The sequence below is a fragment of the Endozoicomonas sp. ALD040 genome (assembly GCF_049275945.1).
In the GTDB taxonomy this organism is placed as follows: Bacteria; Pseudomonadota; Gammaproteobacteria; order Pseudomonadales; family Endozoicomonadaceae; genus Endozoicomonas_A.
This window is the reverse complement of the sequence record NZ_CP184829.1, coordinates 3,114,430-3,133,399: the sequence shown is the minus strand read 5'-3', so window position 1 is coordinate 3,133,399 and position 18,970 is coordinate 3,114,430. Positions and strand designations below refer to the sequence as shown.

The 18,970-nt window shown below is 48.2% G+C and carries 19 protein-coding genes; 7 read left to right on the top strand and 12 right to left on the bottom strand.

The window, feature by feature from the left end:
• Window positions 1-203 precede the first annotated feature (203 nt).
• Complete coding sequence (locus ACOJUN_RS11320; RefSeq protein ID WP_422137065.1) at window positions 204-959, bottom strand: SDR family NAD(P)-dependent oxidoreductase; 756 nt, start codon at window positions 957-959, stop codon at window positions 204-206.
• Window positions 960-972: 13 nt separating this feature from the next.
• Entirely contained in the window at window positions 973-1,680 is a 708-nt protein-coding gene (locus ACOJUN_RS11315; RefSeq protein ID WP_422136709.1) for a TSUP family transporter, read from the bottom strand.
• A gap of 225 nt (window positions 1,681-1,905) precedes the next feature.
• On the opposite strand from ACOJUN_RS11315, the gene ACOJUN_RS11310 reads away from it, so the two are divergent.
• On the top strand, window positions 1,906-3,219 hold the full coding sequence (locus tag ACOJUN_RS11310) for an aspartate aminotransferase family protein (RefSeq protein WP_422136708.1): 1,314 nt from the start codon (window positions 1,906-1,908) through the stop codon (window positions 3,217-3,219).
• 72 nt (window positions 3,220-3,291) lie between these two features.
• On the opposite strand, the gene ACOJUN_RS11305 is transcribed toward ACOJUN_RS11310, so the two are convergent.
• The gene (locus ACOJUN_RS11305) at window positions 3,292-4,812 is read right to left on the bottom strand and encodes a PLP-dependent aminotransferase family protein (RefSeq protein ID WP_422136707.1); all 1,521 of its coding nucleotides are present in this window, start codon (window positions 4,810-4,812) and stop codon (window positions 3,292-3,294) included.
• 165 nt (window positions 4,813-4,977) lie between these two features.
• On the opposite strand from ACOJUN_RS11305, the gene ACOJUN_RS11300 reads away from it, so the two are divergent.
• The 4 genes from ACOJUN_RS11300 (at window position 4,978) to ACOJUN_RS11285 (ending at window position 8,132) form a co-directional block, all read left to right on the top strand.
• Window positions 4,978-5,841, top strand: coding sequence for a transporter substrate-binding domain-containing protein (locus ACOJUN_RS11300; RefSeq protein ID WP_422136706.1), 864 nt, complete (start codon window positions 4,978-4,980; stop codon window positions 5,839-5,841).
• A gap of 109 nt (window positions 5,842-5,950) precedes the next feature.
• Window positions 5,951-6,592: an amino acid ABC transporter permease gene (locus ACOJUN_RS11295; protein ID WP_422136705.1), complete on the top strand. Its 642-nt coding sequence runs from the start codon at window positions 5,951-5,953 to the stop codon at window positions 6,590-6,592.
• Between the two features lie 15 nt (window positions 6,593-6,607).
• A complete protein-coding gene (locus tag ACOJUN_RS11290) occupies window positions 6,608-7,273 on the top strand; it encodes an amino acid ABC transporter permease (RefSeq protein WP_422136704.1) in 666 nt (221 codons plus the stop codon).
• Window positions 7,266-8,132 carry an amino acid ABC transporter ATP-binding protein gene (locus ACOJUN_RS11285; protein ID WP_422136703.1) on the top strand — a complete coding sequence of 289 codons (867 nt, stop codon included), beginning with the start codon at window positions 7,266-7,268 and terminating at the stop codon, window positions 8,130-8,132. The genes ACOJUN_RS11290 and ACOJUN_RS11285 overlap by 8 nt, the downstream gene beginning before the upstream one ends.
• A gap of 109 nt (window positions 8,133-8,241) precedes the next feature.
• On the opposite strand, the gene ACOJUN_RS11280 is transcribed toward ACOJUN_RS11285, so the two are convergent.
• Window positions 8,242-8,961 (bottom strand): riboflavin synthase subunit alpha, encoded by a 720-nt coding sequence (locus tag ACOJUN_RS11280; RefSeq protein ID WP_422136702.1) that lies wholly within the window; start codon window positions 8,959-8,961, stop codon window positions 8,242-8,244.
• A 277-nt stretch (window positions 8,962-9,238) separates the two neighbouring features.
• Here ACOJUN_RS11280 and uvrA point away from each other — a divergent pair, with 277 nt between their 5' ends.
• Window positions 9,239-12,073 (top strand): excinuclease ABC subunit UvrA, encoded by a 2,835-nt coding sequence (uvrA, locus tag ACOJUN_RS11275; protein ID WP_422136701.1) that lies wholly within the window; start codon window positions 9,239-9,241, stop codon window positions 12,071-12,073.
• 236 nt (window positions 12,074-12,309) lie between these two features.
• Window positions 12,310-12,753, top strand: coding sequence for a bactofilin family protein (locus ACOJUN_RS11270; RefSeq protein WP_422136700.1), 444 nt, complete (start codon window positions 12,310-12,312; stop codon window positions 12,751-12,753).
• Window positions 12,754-12,889: 136 nt separating this feature from the next.
• On the opposite strand, the gene ACOJUN_RS11265 is transcribed toward ACOJUN_RS11270, so the two are convergent.
• The 8 genes from ACOJUN_RS11265 to rpsK form a co-directional block, all read right to left on the bottom strand.
• The gene (locus ACOJUN_RS11265; protein WP_422136699.1) at window positions 12,890-13,414 is read right to left on the bottom strand and encodes a zinc ribbon domain-containing protein; all 525 of its coding nucleotides are present in this window, start codon (window positions 13,412-13,414) and stop codon (window positions 12,890-12,892) included.
• 41 nt (window positions 13,415-13,455) lie between these two features.
• Window positions 13,456-13,908, bottom strand: a complete 453-nt coding sequence (locus ACOJUN_RS11260; protein WP_422136698.1) for a hypothetical protein — start codon at window positions 13,906-13,908, stop codon at window positions 13,456-13,458.
• 106 nt (window positions 13,909-14,014) lie between these two features.
• The gene (locus ACOJUN_RS11255; protein WP_422136697.1) at window positions 14,015-14,590 is read right to left on the bottom strand and encodes an IS607 family transposase; all 576 of its coding nucleotides are present in this window, start codon (window positions 14,588-14,590) and stop codon (window positions 14,015-14,017) included.
• A gap of 369 nt (window positions 14,591-14,959) precedes the next feature.
• The gene (locus ACOJUN_RS11250) at window positions 14,960-16,258 is read right to left on the bottom strand and encodes an amino acid permease (protein ID WP_422136696.1); all 1,299 of its coding nucleotides are present in this window, start codon (window positions 16,256-16,258) and stop codon (window positions 14,960-14,962) included.
• A gap of 168 nt (window positions 16,259-16,426) precedes the next feature.
• Window positions 16,427-16,813: a 50S ribosomal protein L17 gene (gene rplQ / locus ACOJUN_RS11245; RefSeq protein WP_422136695.1), complete on the bottom strand. Its 387-nt coding sequence runs from the start codon at window positions 16,811-16,813 to the stop codon at window positions 16,427-16,429.
• A 73-nt stretch (window positions 16,814-16,886) separates the two neighbouring features.
• The gene (locus tag ACOJUN_RS11240) at window positions 16,887-17,888 is read right to left on the bottom strand and encodes a DNA-directed RNA polymerase subunit alpha (RefSeq protein WP_422136694.1); all 1,002 of its coding nucleotides are present in this window, start codon (window positions 17,886-17,888) and stop codon (window positions 16,887-16,889) included.
• A gap of 31 nt (window positions 17,889-17,919) precedes the next feature.
• Window positions 17,920-18,540: a 30S ribosomal protein S4 gene (gene rpsD, locus ACOJUN_RS11235; protein WP_257254923.1), complete on the bottom strand. Its 621-nt coding sequence runs from the start codon at window positions 18,538-18,540 to the stop codon at window positions 17,920-17,922.
• Between the two features lie 16 nt (window positions 18,541-18,556).
• Complete coding sequence (rpsK, locus tag ACOJUN_RS11230; RefSeq protein WP_034841784.1) at window positions 18,557-18,946, bottom strand: 30S ribosomal protein S11; 390 nt, start codon at window positions 18,944-18,946, stop codon at window positions 18,557-18,559.
• Window positions 18,947-18,970: the final 24 nt, after the last annotated feature.

Below are 18,970 nucleotides of genomic sequence, written 5' to 3'. Positions count from 1 at the left end.
AAGGTGTCGCAAAAGCCTCATCAATATTGGGGGCTTTTTTATCCCCCCCTACTGAGGGTGTCGCAAAAGGGTATGGTCAGCAGGATATATCAAGATCGTCGTTCCCGCGCAGGCGGGAACCCACCACGAACAGTGGATCTCCGCCTTCGCGGAGATGACGGTTTGAAGCTTGAAGCGTTTTAATTGACCTTTTGCGACACCCTCTACTGATCACGGTCGATAGCAAATGGAGACCAGGCCTGACGTGTTGGCATCACCTCAACACGGTTGATATTGATGTGTTCCGGCAAGGTTGCGATGTAGAACATTTGCTCGGCAATATCTTCTGCGCTCAAAGGCGTGGTGCCACGGTACAGGTTATCAGATGCCTCCTGGTTTCCCTTGGTACGAACCAGGGTGAATTCGGTCTCTGCAATGCCTGGCGACAGGTCCGTAACACGCACACCTGTCCCCTGCAGATCACACCTCAGGTTATAACTGAACTGCTTAACAAATGCCTTACTTGCACCATAAACATGGCTTCCCGGATAGGGCCATTGACCTGCAATCGAACCTACATTGATGATAGTAGCGCCTGCCCCAGACTTGATTAAGGCAGGCAGCAGTGCATGCGTGACATTGACCAGGCCAGTAACGTTGGTGTCTATCATGGTGTGCCAGTCATTAAGATCAACCTCGGGTGCTCCCTGGGGAGCCAGTGCCAGTCCTGCGTTGTTGACCAAAGCCGTTACTGCTGAAAATTCCTCTGGCAACGACGCTACTGCTTTCTTGACGGCTTCTGAATCGCGTACATCCAGTTGCATCACATGCACAGGAACATCCAGTGTCTCCCTGAGGTCCAAAAGTCTCTCTAAACGACGCCCCGAAAGAACCAGCGACCACCCCTCTTTGGCAAATCTGTGTGCAGCAGCTTTACCAAAACCAGAGGTCGCGCCAGTAATAAATGCGATTTTCTTCATCATGTTTTCCTTGTTAAATCATGATTGTGAGCAGTGCCAACATCATCAAAATGGGCGCTACCGTGTTTTTTGGTGATGAATCCGGGTATAAATCAAACAACTTCTTTCCCAATAAACTGCCCAGCATGGCAACAGGAAAAAGAACCAGGCTGAACTGAACAGACCGGGCCGAGATAGCATCGACATAAAGCAAACCCAACAGTGATGTCGCTGAACTCAGGATAAAAAACAGTATCGCCGTTGCTCTGATTTCACTGGCCTTTAACGACAGGTTTAACAGATACAAAACCAGTGGTGGACCGCCCGCTGAAGCCGTTGTCATGCCAAAACCTGACAATGCACCAGCAAGCATGGCATAGCGATGGTTAAGCCAGGTGAACCGCAGATCAAACATGATCAAAGTACCGGCAATCAATGAGAAGCCTGCAATCATCATCTTCAGTTCATGTGCAGATATGACCGAAATAAACAAAAGCGAGACCGGTATTGCGCCTAGCATGCCCAGTGAAAGCATGGTCAGCAGACGTCGATTAACCTGCTTCCTGGCGCCCGGCAACAGACACAGACTACTGAGCAGATCGAGTGTCAGAGCAATAGCAATGGCATCAAAGGGGGAATAGACAAGACTCAGGCACAGGGCAGCAATAATGGCAAATCCAAAGCCACTGTAACCCCTTACCAACCCGGCAAACAAAACAAATACCGTTGCTAAGCCCATCATCAATTCCGTTAAACATTACACATTGCTTCTGAAGGCCATCAATGTAATCAGCCCACGACCTATCCTATAGAGCCAGTTTTTCAGATTGTCTGAGTCAGTAGCGCCAACAGCCGCCCTGACACAAGGCTTTTTTTAAACTGTCCCTACATCCTTTTTTATGTTTCTCGCCAAGATAACTGCAAATCACAAACAAAGACTCAATCCTTACCCCACTGGAGAATTAAAATGGATGTATTGGGATCAGATGTATCAAATCATCATGTCGTGGAATTGGATAAACATGTATTCCACTCTTGGTCGGTACAAGAGTCAGCAACACCGGTAGCCATTGCCGGTGCACAGGGATCTAGCCTTTGGGATTTCGAAGGAAAGCAGTACCTGGATTTTAGTAGCCAGTTGGTGAACACCAATATTGGGCATCAGCACCCAAAGGTGATTGATGCCATCAAGGCCCAGGCTGAATCTCTGGTGACCATAGCTCCGGCAACAGCAAACCTTGCCCGGGGTGAAGCAGCCAGGCGCATACTGGATAGAGCACCGGCTAAGTTCAATAAGGTGTTTTTTACTAACGCTGGTGCTGATGCCAATGAAAATGCGATTCGCATGGCAAGACAATTTACCGGTCGTGACAAGGTGCTTTCTGCCTACCGCTCATACCATGGCAATACCGGCTCAGCGATCGCTGCCACAGGTGATTTTCGTCGTGTACCCAATGAATACAGCCGCGGGCATGTACACTTTTTTAACCCTTATCTTTATCGCACCGAGTTCAATGCAAAGACGCAAGAACAGGAATGTGAGCGAGCTCTGCAGCACCTGAAACGAGTGATTGAATGCGAAGGACCAGATTCCATTGCCGCCATTCTTCTGGAGACAATCCCGGGCACAGCAGGCTTTCTTTTACCACCGGAAGGCTATCTACAAGGGGTTAGAGATCTGGCCACCGAACATGGTATACAACTGATCTTCGACGAAGTGATGGTGGGATTTGGTCGCACTGGCCGCTGGTTTGCTTTTGAGCACTTTAACGTTATTCCGGATCTGATCACCTTTGCCAAAGGGGTTAACTCAGGCTACGTTCCTGCTGGCGGCGTTGTTGTAAGCGAGCCAATATCCGAATATTTCAAGAGCCACTTCTTTATGGGCGGCCTCACCTATTCTGGCCACCCACTGGCCATGTCCGCCATTGTCGCAACTCTGGATGCAATGGAAGAGGAAGGCATTGTTCGCTATGCCGATGAGGTAGGAAACACGGTTTTGGGACCCGCATTAATCGACCTGATGGAAAAACACAACAGCATTGGCGACATTCGTGGCAAGGGCATGTTCTGGGCTCTGGAGCTGGTCGAAGACAGGACAACACGAGAGCCTTTAAGCAATGAGAAAATGGCCTCCATTAAAGCCAGATTAACCGACAAGGGCCTACTTTCTTTTATGGTGAACAACCGTATTCACGTAGCGCCGCCTCTTATCATTAAACCCAATGAGATTGCCCAGGGTGTGGCCATTATTAGCCAGGTACTCTCGGACTTTGATTAAAACCTGAACAAAAAACGCCAGGACAATGGTCTTGGCGTTGACACCTCCAAAAGGAAAAAATCTATATAAAGCCTAACCTTCCAGGGCGCTTGCCAGTTGTTCAACCCCGGGGGTAATGAGCGCCTTATCGATGGCATGAAAGCCAAGCCTGAAAAAACTATTGGTTTCAGGGTTAGCTTGTTCCTGCCCCATGAAATGCGAATATCCTGTTTCTATCAGAACCCCCCGTTGAGATGCTCTGGACGCCAGTCGCTGACTGCTTATTCGGTCGGGTGTTTCTAACCACAGCGCATTGCAATAGTTACCCTTGGCCAATCGCTTACAATCGGGAAGATAGCGCTGAACCGCTTCATTAATCTCGTGCCAGCGCTGGCGTGTATTGTCTTTGAAACGTCGCAGGAAGCTATCGTAATAACCCTGTGAGATAAAATGCGCCATTTCCATTTGCACCCGGCTTGGCGGGTGGCGATACATTAAACGACGCAGTGTTCGTAACTCATAGATCAACTCTTCCGGAGCAACGATATAACCAAGGCGTAGACCAGGTGCCAATGTCTTGGAAAAACTACTGACGTAGACAACACGGTTGTCTTTATCCAATGCCTTTAGTGCAGGCAAGGGGTTCCATTCGGAGTTGCTGTCTGAGTCGTAATCATCTTCTATAATGATGGCGTCACTCTTTTGCGCTAATTGCAAAAGGTCATGTCGGCGTTGCTTACTCATGGTCACGCCCGTTGGAGCCTGATGACTCGGTGTAACATAGAAATAATCACACTTGGATGACAGCTCGTTAAGCACCAGCCCGCTCTGGTCAACAGTATGCGGATGAAGCTGTGCCCGGGCCAGACTAAAAATATTGTTAGCTTCTTTATAGCCAGGGTTTTCCACCCCTACTCGAGTGTGTTTATCCATTAACATCCTGGATAGCAAATAGAGCGCGTTCTGTGAGCCAACGGTAATGAGAATCTCATCGCTCCTGGCGTGAATGCCTCGCTGTGGGAGTACCCGGGTTCGGATCTGCTCTACCAATAACTCTACATCCTTATCAACTTTGTCACACAGCCAGCTATGATCTTTCGGGTCTGCTATCACCTTACGAGTGGATTCTCGCCACTGCGCCAGAGGAAAATCTTGAATGCTTGGTTGCCCATAGATAAAGGGATATTGATAACAGCTCCAGTGGGAGGGTTTAACTATACGGGGGAAAGCATCTGTAGAAACCTTGAATCGACGGCTCCAGTTTGCGGCATTGGCAGGGTTGTCTGCCTCAAAATGGTTCAACTCCTGTTCCACCTCTTCAAGTCTGGTGGAATATTTTTCCGACAGGTAATAACCGCTTCTTGGCTTACTTATCAGGTAACCGTCATCTGACAGTGCTTCGTAGACCAGTGACACAGTATTGCGTGACACCTTCAATTGACTTGAAAGCTTACGGCAGGAAGGCAGCGCCTCATCGGCAGAGAACACACCTTCGAGTATTGCTTTAACAAGATACTCTCTTACCTGCTCCTGCAAACTTCTCTTCGAATCAAACTCAATGAAACAGCTGTAATTTATCCCCATGGAGTCAACCTTTTGGATATTTTTATTCATTGCATTCGATTCACCACAGCAAAAAGCAAGCCAATATACTTAATTAGTCGTATTTATCTTATATTCTAACCACTGTCCCAATCAGCACGGAAAATTGGCTCTAACCCAACTATCTATCTCATCTCTAAAGTGAAGGCGTTCACAAATCACAGCAAGTAACAAATTATGAGACATGGAATAAAACTTAGAAAATGGGTAGCCGTTGCCGCAGCAACGATGACTATAGGCATGTCCAGTATGGTTGTTGCCGATGAGTCGCCATCTTTTGCCAGCAAGGGAATAAAGGTTGCGACAGAGGATAACTACTCTCCGTTCAACTTTATCGATAAAGGCAAGCCAACCGGGATAAATAAAGATCTTCTGGATGAACTGCGCGACTACTCCGACTTTAAAGTAAAGCAGGAGATTCTGCCCTGGACAGGTCTTCTGGCATCCGTTTCCGCAGGTCAGTATGACCTTGCCCTTACCGGTGCAATCATTACTGACGCTCGCCTCAAAGCATTCGATTTCACCCCACCCATCGCCTCCGCACAGCACTATTTCGTCGCCCGGGCAAAAGACGACAGCGTAAACACGATTGCAGATCTGGATGGAAAAACAGTTGGCTTGCAGGCAGGCAGCGCACTACTGGAAAGGCTTCCCGAATTGAAAACCATGCTTGAAGCCCAGGATAAGAAACTAGGAAAAGTGGTTGAGTATCAATCATACCCTGAAGCCTACGCCGACCTGGCAAATGGTCGCATCGATTACGTGATCAACAGTATCGTCAATATAAATGAGTTGGTAAAAACCAAGCCCAAGGTATTCAAGAAAGGTGAAGCTGTATCCGGCCCCGGCTTTGTAAGCTGGCCTGTACCCAAAGACAACCCTGAACTGCTGGCCTATCTGACCGACTTCTTTGCACACTTAAAAGAGACAGGTCGTATGGCTGAGTTGCAGGAAAAATGGTTCGGTGAATCCTTTGATGAACTGCCAACCAACGCCATCGTTTCAGTTGAACAGTACCATAAATTGACTGCAGTCCGGTAAACCACTCCTCACAGTTCAGTAATGACCAGGGCTTAAAAACGACTACTCCTATCGCCCTGGTCTTACTTAAAAAATCAACGTTAATACTGCTGCAGACAGGTAGGTATTTATGGATCACTACGGATGGATGCAATTGCTTCAGGGGGCATGGACCACGGCATGGATATCAATGGTATCCATCGCCCTGGGGGTGGTTTTCGGGCTCGTGATAGCGCTTATTCGTATGGCGAAACTGCCAATTGTCGATCAGATATTAGGTGTCTATGTCAGCTGGGCAAGAGCCACACCACTGGTGACATTAGCCTTGTTCATCTTCCTCTCTTTTCCGTCTTTTGGCATCAATCTCGATAAACACTTCTCGGCCATCTTGTGTTTAACCCTGAATACCTCTGCCTTTAATGCCGAGATCTGGAGAAATGCATTCCTTAACTTCTCCAGTGGGCAGAAAGAGGCCGCTGAAGCTCTGGGTATGCGACGACTGATCTATTTTAGGCGCATCATGTTCCCTCAAATGGTGGTCATGAGCCTGCCCGCACTGGTCAACGAGATGTCTTTCTTAATCAAAGGCAGCCCGGCGATTGCCGTGATTGGCGTTGTTGATCTGACTCGTGTTACCAACCGAATCGCAGCCGTCACCTATGAACCTCTACTTCCTATTCTGTGTGCTGGCATTCTCTATATGTGCATCATAGGTGTGCTAATCAAATTACAACAAATGGCCGAGAAAAAGGCTAACTACCTGGCTGGCTGATAATAAGGAGTAATCATGGCTGAATGGGAAATAATCTGGCAGCAAAGAGACATCTTTATTTCAGGTTTTGGTAATACTTTTATACTGTTTTTGGCGGGATCAATCGCAAGTTTCATCCTGGGTGTGACCCTTCTCTACACCTTGGAAAATGGCTCAAAAGGTGTTAAAGGCAGCGTAATCCTGATCATCAATATGATGCGCACCCTGCCCTTCCTGATTTTGGCTTATCTGCTGTATTACGGGTTGCCAGAGGTCGGAATCCGCATGGATGCCTTTACTGCGGGGCTGATCTCTTTATGCCTTTATCATGGCACCTATTTCTGCGAGATCTTCAGAGGTATTCGCAAAGGACTGGATTCAGGCTTGACGGAAGCAGCCCAGGCTTGTGGCTTCTCCAGATTCAAGACCTTTACCCGCATTATCATGCCCAATGTGCTGTTTCGATCCGTGCCGCTCATTGCCAATCAGCTGATCATCTGCCTGAAAGACACCGCCTTTCTGTGCATTATTACCGTTGGTGAGATCACAGCGGCCGCTAACAGTATTCAATCAACCTACTTTATTCCGCTTAACGCATTTATTGTGGCTATTGCCCTGTACTGGATTATCAGTATCGCCATCGAACAGGTCAGCAAAATCACACTTAATAAAGTTCAGGATAGAGGGCTAAGCCATGCTTAATGAAAAGATTCTCACCAAGCCAGTTGAAACCCCGAAAACCGCTCAGGAAAGCGCACCTGTGGTAGAACTGCCTGTCCAGTACCCAAAAACCGAATCCAATGCCCGGGATATTGTAAGGGTGGTGAACCTGTCCAAACAGTTTGATGGCATCGAGGTGCTGAGAGACATTAACCTCACCATCAAAAAGGGCGACGTTGTCAGTATTCTGGGTTCTTCCGGTTCAGGTAAGTCGACCCTGCTTCGTTGTATGAACTGGCTTGAACAACCGGAACGAGGCAGCATCCATTTGGGTGATGAGCGCATAGGTATCAATCCTGTTACCAGGAAACCGCTCAAATACAAAGAGCTCGCCAGGATTCGCGAGCGTATCGGTATGGTGTTTCAAAGCTTCAATCTCTGGCCTCATCTCACTGTGCTCAAGAATGTCATGGAAGCCCTGTTACATGTTAAGAAAATGCCAAAAGCGGAGGCGGAAAAAATCGCCAGAGTGCAGTTAGAAAAAGTTGGTATGTCCCATAAACTCGACAGCTATCCAAATATGCTATCGGGCGGTCAAAAACAGAGGGTCGCTATCGCCCGTGCACTGGCTATGGAACCAGAGGTATTGCTGTTTGATGAACCCACCTCAGCCCTTGATCCTGAATTGGTTGATGAGGTTCTGACCGTGATGCAGGCGTTATCGAAAGAGGGTTACACCATGGTGGTGGTCACACACGAAATGGAGTTTGCCAGAAACGTTTCAAGCCAGGTGGTGTTCCTGGAGAAAGGTATTCTGATTGAAAAATGTCCGCCAGAGAAGTTCTTTACCAATCCGGATTCACCTCGGGTAAGACAGTTTTTGAAGCTCGATGGCGCCTGACTCAACTTCAGCACTGAGAACAGAAAGCCCTGGATTGCAGGGCTCTCTGGCTGCTGCAAATCACTGGTTCCTCTGTTTTCAGGCCCTTTCCGGGTAGAAGTGAGCTGAATCAGCGCCGGACGTGATCTGTTTGCGCAAGGCTCGTGGTCAGTGACTCTGTTAAGTTAATATTTTTTTCTTCCATTAATGCTTCCAGTAAAGGATAAAGAGCGCCCAGTTGCTTTTCGAGCGTGTCTTTAATGGTGTCGACGATCACCTGCGTACCACGCTCAATTTCAATGTTGACCCAATCATCTGCTTTTTTAGCATTGAATGTTGTGACTCTTCGGGTCTCAGGAATCAACCAGACTTCAAAACAGTCTTTCTTCTTGTCGACATCGGATAAGGTTAGGCTGCATCCATTAATCGCTATATACCCTTTAGGGAAAATGTATTGCCCCCATTCATTGCTGTATGCAAACCGCATACGGCAGTTTCCCTCGATCTCTTCAACTTCAAGAATCTGAGCCCGAAAGTCGATGTGTCCAGAAAGAGGGTGTCCGCCAATTTCCGCCCCATCCATTGCTGCTCGCTCGACATTCACGGCCTGACCAGTGACATGATCTCCTAATGTCGTTACACGTAAGCTTTGCAAAATAACATCAAATCTGGCCAGAGTCGGACTGATAATTTCTGTTACCGTAAGACAAACGCCGTCCACCGCAACACTGGCCCCTACATTCAGCCCCTGGCAAAAGCCTTCCGGGAACTCAATGTCAAAGGTTCGGATGCCATCGTGGTCATCCACACGGCCAATTTTGGCCATGCCTTGAACAATGCCTGTAAACATTCAAATTGCTCCATTACTTTCGAATTAGTGTCAGGGTATACGTGTAAGGACTGTCAGCAGGATCTTCAACGATGTTTCTTCAGGCGAACAATATAATATCTGCAGCCAAAATATCACACGATTTTAGCTTAAAGTGCTCTGGTTTAAACTCGTAAGGATAGAAAAAGCCACCGTCCAGACAGGTGAAACCAGCTAGCCATTTACTTAACATGGGTTTGCGCAAGCAAAGCCTATATAATTGCTCCTTTGCCTGACAGATGGTACTGAGGGACTGGCTTTGGACACAATCACCGTAAGGGGTGCAAGAACCCATAACCTGAAGAACATCGATCTCGATATGCCCCGGGACAGCCTGATTGTCATTACCGGTCTTTCCGGATCAGGAAAGTCGTCCCTGGCCTTCGATACCCTTTATGCCGAGGGTCAGCGTCGCTATGTGGAATCTCTGTCTGCCTATGCACGACAGTTTCTCTCGATGATGGAAAAGCCGGATGTCGATCACATCGAGGGTTTGTCTCCTGCCATTTCCATTGAGCAGAAGTCCACCAGCCATAACCCTCGTTCGACAGTCGGCACCATTACTGAAATATACGACTATCTTCGTTTGCTTTTTGCCAGAACCGGTACACCCCGCTGCCCAGAGCATCACTTACCCCTGGAAGCCCAGACCGTCAGCCAGATGGTGGATCAGGTACTGGCATTGCCAAAAGGTACCAAACTGATGTTGCTGGCACCTGTGGTCAGGGATCGAAAAGGTGAACACCTCCATGTCTTCAGCGAACTGAGAGCCCAGGGTTTTATTCGAGCCCGCATTGATGGCATTGTCACCGACCTCGATAACCCACCTGAGCTGGACAAAAAGAAGAAGCACACTATCGAAGTGGTGGTTGATCGCTTCAAGGTAAGAGAAGATCTGCAGTTGCGTCTGGCAGAATCTTTCGAAACAGCTCTCGAACTGACCGACGGGCTGGCAGCAGTCAGCTTTATGGACGCGGAGGAGCAGGACATTGTGTATTCAGCCCGCTTTGCCTGCCCGTCTTGCGGCTACAGCATCAATGAACTGGAGCCCCGCATGTTCTCGTTCAATAACCCGGCGGGGGCCTGCACCACCTGTGATGGTCTGGGGGTCAAGCAGTTTTTTGATGAAGACCGTATTGTCCAGCACCCGGAATTAACCCTGGCGGAAGGCGCCATTCGTGGTTGGGATCGCCGCAGCGTCTATTACTTTCACCTCTTAAAGTCACTGGCTGCACACTTCGGCTTTGATATTGATACCGCTTTTGATGATCTTACTGCGGAGCAACAGACGATTATTCTTCATGGCTCCGGCGAAGAGCAGATTGATTTCAGTTACGTCAACGATCGGGGCGATGTTTATAAAAAGCGCCATCGTTTTGAAGGCATTATCCCCAACTTTGAACGCCGTTTCCGTGAGACAGAATCCCAGTCTGTGCGTGAAGAGCTTTCCAAGTATTTGAGTACCCAGCACTGCCCAAGCTGTAAAGGCACTCGTCTCCGTCAGGAATCAAGACACGTCTTTATCGAAGATGAAACACTGCCCGATCTGGTGAAACTACCGGTAGAACGTGCGCTTGCTTATTTCGAACAACTCAGTCTTCCCGGCCAGAAAGGTGAGATTGCAGAAAAAATTCTGAAAGAGATCTGTGATCGTCTGAGCTTCCTGGTGAACGTGGGTCTTAACTACCTGACACTAGATCGCAGTGCGGATACCCTCTCAGGAGGTGAAGCCCAGCGCATTCGACTGGCCAGTCAGATTGGTGCTGGCCTGGTTGGCGTTATGTATATTCTGGACGAGCCCAGTATTGGTTTGCACCAGCGAGATAACGAACGTCTACTGAATACACTGACCCGTCTCCGCGACCTGGGTAATACAGTGATTGTTGTAGAACATGACGAGGACGCCATTCGCACTGCCGACCACGTGATTGATATCGGTCCGGGTGCCGGAGTTCATGGCGGTGAAATTATTGCCCAGGGCACACCTGCCCAGATTATGGACAACGAAAAATCGGTCACAGGCCAATATTTGACTGGCACTAAAAAAATCGCGATACCTGAACAGCGTACACCAGCGGATAAAAAGAAACGACTTAAACTCACGGGCTGCACCGGCAACAACCTGAAAAATGTCACCCTGGAAATCCCGGTGGGGCTGATGACTTGTGTAACAGGCGTTTCCGGCTCAGGAAAGTCCACCCTCATCAACAGTACTCTTTATCCTATTGCTGCCCAGGTCTTGAATGCTGCCACTACTTTAACGGCATCAAAGCACAGGAAAATCAGCGGTCTGGACCACTTCGATAAATGCATCGACATTGACCAAAGCCCTATTGGTCGGACTCCAAGGTCCAACCCAGCTACCTACACAGGCATTTTTACCGCGATTCGTGAACTGTTTGCCGGAACCCAGGAAGCCCGTTCCCGTGGCTACAAGCCCGGACGTTTCAGCTTTAACGTTAAAGGGGGTCGCTGTGAAGCCTGTCAGGGCGACGGTGTCATAAAGGTAGAGATGCATTTCCTGCCTGACATTTATGTGCCCTGTGACGTCTGTAAGGGCAAACGATACAACCGTGAAACGCTGGACGTTAAATACAAAGGCAAGAATATTCATGAAGTTCTGGAAATGACCGTCGAGGAAGCTCTGGAATACTTTGAACCGATTCCTGCCGTTAAACGTAAACTGCAAACTCTGATGGATGTTGGTTTGTCGTATATTCATCTGGGACAAAATGCTACCACACTCTCCGGCGGTGAGGCACAGCGGGTGAAACTGGCCAAGGAACTTTCCAAAAGGGATACCGGCAAGACCCTGTACATTCTTGATGAGCCAACTACAGGCCTGCACTTTCACGATATTGAACAGTTACTGGCAGTGTTGCACAGGCTAAGAGATCGCGGGAATACCGTGGTAGTGATTGAGCACAATCTCGATGTCATCAAAACAGCAGACTGGATCGTCGATCTGGGACCCGAGGGAGGTGATGGTGGAGGTCAGATCATTGCCGAGGGCACGCCTGAAGTTGTGGCTGACAACGAATTTTCCCATACCGGTCGCTTCCTGAAGCTGATGCTAAAGTCACCTGATCAATAACAGAGAACCAATATCAGCCCTGACGGGCTAATGGAATTCACTCCCGTCGGATTCGACGGGAGCACTCTTTCGGATATCGATAGCGTTTACAGATTGAAGCTGAAGGCGCAATGAAGGATGATTCTCCCCTTAAAGTTTTGCCTTGAAAAAGGGTCTTCCGTTTTCAGTCAGCTGGACGCATACCACTTTTTCTTTCGTTTCGGGCATCTCGGGTTAAGCACTCTAAGGAGTTCACTATGTGGGGCAAGAACAGCTCAGAAAACAGTTTGGTCAGCAGCACCAGAAATGATGACACCATCACTCTGATAGCTGCAGGCACAGAAGTTGAAGGAGACATCCGTTTCCGTGGCATCGTTCATGTTGAAGGTAAGATCAAGGGCAATGTCAGCTCCAACGATGGCAAACTTCAACTGATTGCCGGCAGTCGTGTAGAGGGTAATATTACTGCCGCCCAAATAGTCATCAATGGTCGTGTAACTGGTGACGTTTATGCTACTGAAAAGCTTGAGCTATCAGCCGAGGCCCATGTGGAAGGCAACGTATATTACGATGTGATGGAAATCGCGGCCGGAGCTGCCATAAATGGCAAGATGGAACGTATGCACAAAAGTGGCGAACTGTTGCCCAACCCCTCTGAAGAAGAAAATGAAGTCAAGGTCAAGAAACTTGGATCTACCTGATCCTCCGAGAGGAAAGAAGACACTCTTTCCTCTTTATGAATAACCGGTGATCAACTCATCCGTTATTGCAATGAATACCACCTCTTGATTAAAACCGCAACGAGCGCAACGCTCGCTGTTATGGCTAAGGTTCAAGCTACCTTGTCAAACACTTAAGAAAGACATTTCTGGCACCGTTGATGTCACGATCAACGGTGAAGCCCTCACCCTTAATAACCTTGGAAGAACCTAATTTTTCGTCAATGGTCCCGCTCCATGATCGAGTCTTGGATGTATAGGCTTCGTTGCAATCAACTACATGCTTTCCATACTTTTTTGCGTACCACTTAAGCCGCTTTTTGAATTGGTAGTGATTGAGGTCAAGCATCTGGCGGCAGGTGTTACGGCGAATGGTGCGAACCTTCTTATCTTTGCGTGTGACCATACCTCTTGTCTCAAAGGTTGGCAAAAATACAACATCGTAGTTCGACACCAGCTCGAACGCCAGCCGGTTATGCAGATCAAGAACAATGTCATCCTTTTTGCATTTCAGCCGGTCAATTTCCCTGTTGAAATGAATAATCCGATCTCTTGCCCACTGGGGCATGTCGGGGAACTCAACGCCCTTCTGAGTGTTCAGGATTTTTTGCTTTTGACTGATCAAGCTGTCCACTTGCTTCATCAGTGGGAACAGCTTTGTTTTTGCAACCTTATCACCCGCTATCAACGCCTCTTTTTCGCTGTAGCAAGTGGCAAAGGGCGAACTCCGGGGTCAACTCCAACGCATCTAACCTTCCCTTGGATTTCGGGATTTAGCTCAATATGTTGTTGAACCTGAATGAACCAGCGACCTTTGTCGTAGGTTACGACACAAGACTTGCCAATCGCTTCTGCTGGCACATCTTCTGTCAGGTGAATCTTGCCAAGAGCCTGTACGCAGGGATTTAACCCCTTTGGCAAACGGTCAATAGAGAATGAGTGCCTGCTACCTTTGCGGCTTTTGAAACTGATTTCTGCAAAGCCCTCTTTAGCTCCCTTGAGCTTCTTGTTGTGCTTGCAGACCGCTTTGAATGTAGCCGCTGCCGCCAGTGTTCCATTATCAGAAACAATCGAGTTATAAGCCCTGCCACTTTCTTTTTGCTCCTGCTCCACTTGAGCTTTAATGGCAGGTCGCATGTTGATGAATTTTCCGCTGGCATCTTTATAGTCATCGTTGCGGAAACGCTCAACAGCAAGGTTGTACGACCTGCGATAGAGTATCAGGGCATCGTGATAGGCTTGCTTATTCTCTGGGTAAAACCTGATCTTTTTTGACGCTACTATCTTTGCGTCCTTTGCGTCTTTTAGCAGATCGCTTCCCGTAGTGGCTATTGCAGAATGAGGTAATGAAACCGATAAGCTCTTGGGTGTCGAATGACTTACTGGCGTTATCCGGGTCATCCAAAACCTCGATGTGTCCTCCCGATAATTCAACAAGCCATTTGATGAGTCCAAACCCTGATCGGGCAAGGCGATCTTTTGTGGCAACCACAATATGGGTTGGATTTCCGCACACCGCTGATTCCAGAATGGTTTGCAGTCCTTTTCGCTTAAAGTTGAAAGCACTGGCAATGTCGCTGATAAATTCTGCATCAGGGTGCTCTTTGAGTAAGATACGCTTTTGCGTGTCAATGCTGGATTTTTGCTTTCCAGAACTCACTCTTGTATAGCATATCTTCCTCTGCTGGTTAATGAATATGCGGAAGTGACCACCACTGGTTTGCTTCACTTTTTCGTAGTGACCGCTTTCGATCTTGCGCCTCATAGTTTGACTGGTTACGCCTTCAATCTTGGCTAGCTTTGTAGTTGAACCCCACAAGATAAATTCACCTTTTGACGATTTATCTTGTGTCTGGCGTAATTGATTTTGCGATTATTGCAATTTTATTTGACTGTTTATTTCGCAGCCTTTTAGGGACTGATAAAGCTTGCCGTGTCGAAGCTTAAATTCGCAGTACGAACCAATTTTTTATGGAAAAACACCTACCTGAAAAGAAAAGTATTGATCCAGATCAATTCTCTTGTAAGCGTTAATACGTATAGTACGAACCATAGGAGCAAGGGCAAACACACAATAAGAACGATTTCACAATAAGAAAAAATAATACAAGGGACCAAGTATAAAAATCATAACACTTGATATAGCCTGTTAGTATATAAAGCCAAGTTTGAGAGAACCTGGTTTTTTTTATTTTATTAGCTGTGAAACCAGAAATCCTGCCACAACAATCACACCAAAAATCACCACAAAAAAATCGTTCAAAGGCTTGCGATATCGTTTCAGAGCAGCAGACCTGTAGAGCCCTATGACCGGAATAAAGAACAGGATAATCGCCATTATGGGGGCTACTATGGCATCCATGATCATAAGAATACTCCAATCACCAACACCTGCAATCCAGCATCCCAGGGCCACCAGAAAAATACTCAAGCGTCTGGGTCTGGCAGAAGGGGTTGTTAACTCACCCGGCCTGAACCGTTCCAGCCCCACACCAATAAAGCCATTGATCACTTCAATAGTGCCGAGAAAAAAACCATAGTAAGAAGTTAAAATCGCCACAAAAGCGATAACAGGTGCCAGACTGGAAAATAAACGATTACCGGGTTGATTAGCCAGGATGGAAAGAATTGGTAGATTTTGAACTTTCGCAAGCTCAATCTGTTCTGGCGCCAGAGCCAATACACACGAAAGCACGAAGAACAATGTGATAAGCAGTAAAACCAGAGAGCTTCTGAAGTGAATCTGGTCGGTCTTGGCGATGCACTGATGAAGCTCAGGCATTTGACGCCGGTACGATCGGGCAAAGGATGGACAAACAGCCGCATGGTAGAAAGAAAATACCAGCACGGGTAACGTCAGAAGAAAGGTTTTAACGATATCCACCATGGGCACTTCCTGACGGAGAAAATCCATTCGCCATTGAGGTATCAAATACAGACTTACGCACAGAAGCACCACAGTCAGAGGAAAAACCAGACTGCTGATCAGCTTCAACATTTTCTGCTCTGAGCCACTAAACAGCGCGATCATGCCCGTGACAAGCAAAAAAACAAGCAAAGGTCTGTTTATTAGGCCTTCCCATTTGAGCTGATTTATCAGAAAACTCTCACTAACATTCGCAATGCCAATGGTATAAAGCAGCAGGACAGGAAACATCGACAAAAAACAGAGCAGCATCAACCACTGACCGACTTTATCACCAAAGTTCTCTCTAACAATACTGCTGATATCCCCATCAGGTTTCCGGGAAGACAAACAGAAACGGGTTAACCCTCTATGGGTGAGAAATATGATGGGACCACTGACCAGGGCCATGAAGAAAAGAGGCCATATACCACCACTACCGGCGACTATGGGGAGGTAAAGCAGCCCTGCACCTATGCCTGTACCTATGTGACTGAACATCCAACCTGTGTCCCTGGCGGTCCATTCTGATTTGGCGTATTTTTCTATGGAACGTTTTGCTTCAATACCCTGATTTGACATAGACCCCCCCATTCGCAAAACTGCAATGCCTTTACAATTTAGACAATGAAAAGATGGCCTGGTTCCCCTGTGATTTTCTGCTGAATCGATTCAAAGTTGGCTTGTCATTAGGAGCCTCAAAAAAAAACCGGACACAAGGTCCGGTTTTTTTTTGAAGGAGTAAAAATCTTACTCTTCAGTAGCTTCCACTTCAGCAGCTGGACGATCCAGCAGCTCGACGATAGCCATAGGTGCATTGTCACCCTTACGGAATCCGCACTTCAGGATGCGGATATAGCCGCCTGGACGCTCTTTGAAGCGAGGGCCCAGTTCGGAGAACAGCTTGCCAACAGTCTCTTTGTTACGGAGACGATCAAACGCCAGACGACGGTTGGCTACGCTGTCTTCCTTAGCCAGGGTGATCAGCGGTTCTGCAACACGGCGCAGCTCTTTAGCCTTAGGCAGTGTTGTTTTGATTACTTCGTGCTCTACCAGGGAAGCAGTCATGTTCTTGAACATCGCCTTGCGATGTGAACTGTTCCGGTTGAGCTTGCGGCCACTCTTACGATGACGCATGGCACAAACTTCCTCATTCTACCATTTGCCTTACACCCACTCTTTTGGAGTGAGTGAAAAAGCCAATGGCTGCTTAAGCAGAAATCTTGTCGTCGCCCTTCAGGCTGGCCGGTGGCCAGTTGTCGAGACGCATACCCAGGCTCAAACCACGAGAGGCCAGAACGTCCTTGATCTCGGTCAGGGACTTCTTACCCAGGTTCGGGGTCTTGAGCAGTTCAACCTCAGTGCGCTGAATCAGGTCACCGATGTAGTAGATGTTTTCTGCCTTCAGACAGTTAGCACTACGAACAGTCAGTTCGAGGTCATCCACAGGGCGCAGCAGGATAGGATCAACTTCATCCTCTTCCTTAACTGGCTCAGGCTCTGGCTCACCTTCCAGATCAACAAATACAGCCAGCTGCTGCTGCAGAATGGTTGCAGCACGACGGATGGCTTCATCCGGGTCCAGAGTACCGTCGGTTTCCAGATCAAGAACCAGCTTGTCCAGGTCGGTACGCTGCTCGACACGGGCACTTTCAACGACATAGGAGACGCGGTAAACAGGGCTATAGGTGGCATCCAGTTGCAGACGGCCAATAGCACGGGTCTCATCTTCATCCTGATGACGGCTGTCAGCAGACTCATAACCGCGGCCACGAGCTATCCTCAGCTGCATGTTCAGGTCGCCTTTCTCATTCAGATTGGCGATCACATGATCCGGGTTAACGATTTCAACATCGTGGTCCAACTGGATATCCGCAGCAGTCACAGGGCCAGCACCTTTCTTGGTCAGACTCAGTGTTGCTTCGTCACGGCCGGTCATGCGAATGGCAAGACCTTTGAGGTTCAGCAGGATGTCAATAACATCTTCCTGAACACCTTCAATCGCACTGTATTCATGCTGTACGCCGTCAATCTCAACTTCTGTCACGGCACAGCCGGGCATGGAAGAGAGAAGGATACGACGCAGAGCATTGCCCAAGGTATGTCCAAAACCACGCTCAAGCGGTTCCAGAGTTACCTTAGCGCGCGTCAGGCTAATTTCCTCGACATCAATGTGTCTAGGAGTAAGAAATTCAGTAACCGAATTCTGCATGGATGTTACACCCCACCTAACTGTCTATCCCTTACTTGGAGTACAGCTCGACGATCAAGTTTTCGTTGATGTCAGCTGACAGGTCACTCCGCTCGGGCAGCACCTTGAAGGTACCTTCCTTTTTGCTGGCATCAACCTCAACCCAGGTAGAAAACCCACGCTGAGCGGCCAGTTCAAGGGCTGCGTTGATACGCAGCTGGTTTTTAGCCTTTTCGCGGATGGCGACAACATCGCCAGGCTGAACCTGGTAGGAAGGAATGTTTACAGTCTTTCCATTCACCAGGATGGCTTTGTGGCTTACCAGCTGACGTGCTTCGGCACGGGTGGAACCGAATCCCATGCGGTAAACTACATTATCAAGGCGAGACTCAAGCAGTTGCAAGAGGTTTGCACCCGTTGCACCTTTCTTGCGATCAGCGGCCTTGTAGTAGTTACGGAACTGCTTCTCCAGTACGCCGTAGATACGACGAACTTTCTGCTTTTCACGAAGCTGTACACCGTAGTCAGAAAGACGGCCACGACGCTGACCGTGCTGACCTGGAGCAATTTCTGCTTTGCACTTTGACTCGAGTGCACGAACACCACTCTTCAGAAAGAGATCGGTGCCTTCACGACGAGACAGTTTGCACTTTGGACCAATGTATCTAGCCATTTATACCGACTCCTGCTTATACACGACGCTTTTTAGGCGGACGACAACCGTTGTGGGGGATCGGAGTAACATCAGTGATGTTAGTGATCTTGTAACCACAAGCGTTCAGTGCGCGTACAGCGGATTCGCGGCCAGGACCAGGTCCTTTCACGCAGACATCCAGATTCTTCAGACCGTATTCAGCGGCAGCCTGACCTGCACGCTCAGCAGCAACCTGCGCTGCAAACGGCGTGCTCTTACGAGAACCACGAAAACCGGAACCGCCGGCTGTGGCCCAGGCCAGAGCGTTGCCCTGACGATCGGTAATGGTCACGATAGTGTTGTTAAAAGAAGCGTGGATGTGAGCAACACCGTCAACAACCTGCTTTTTAACCTTCTTACGTGAACGAGTACCTGGCTTTGCCATATCAGAATAAATCCTGTTTCATAA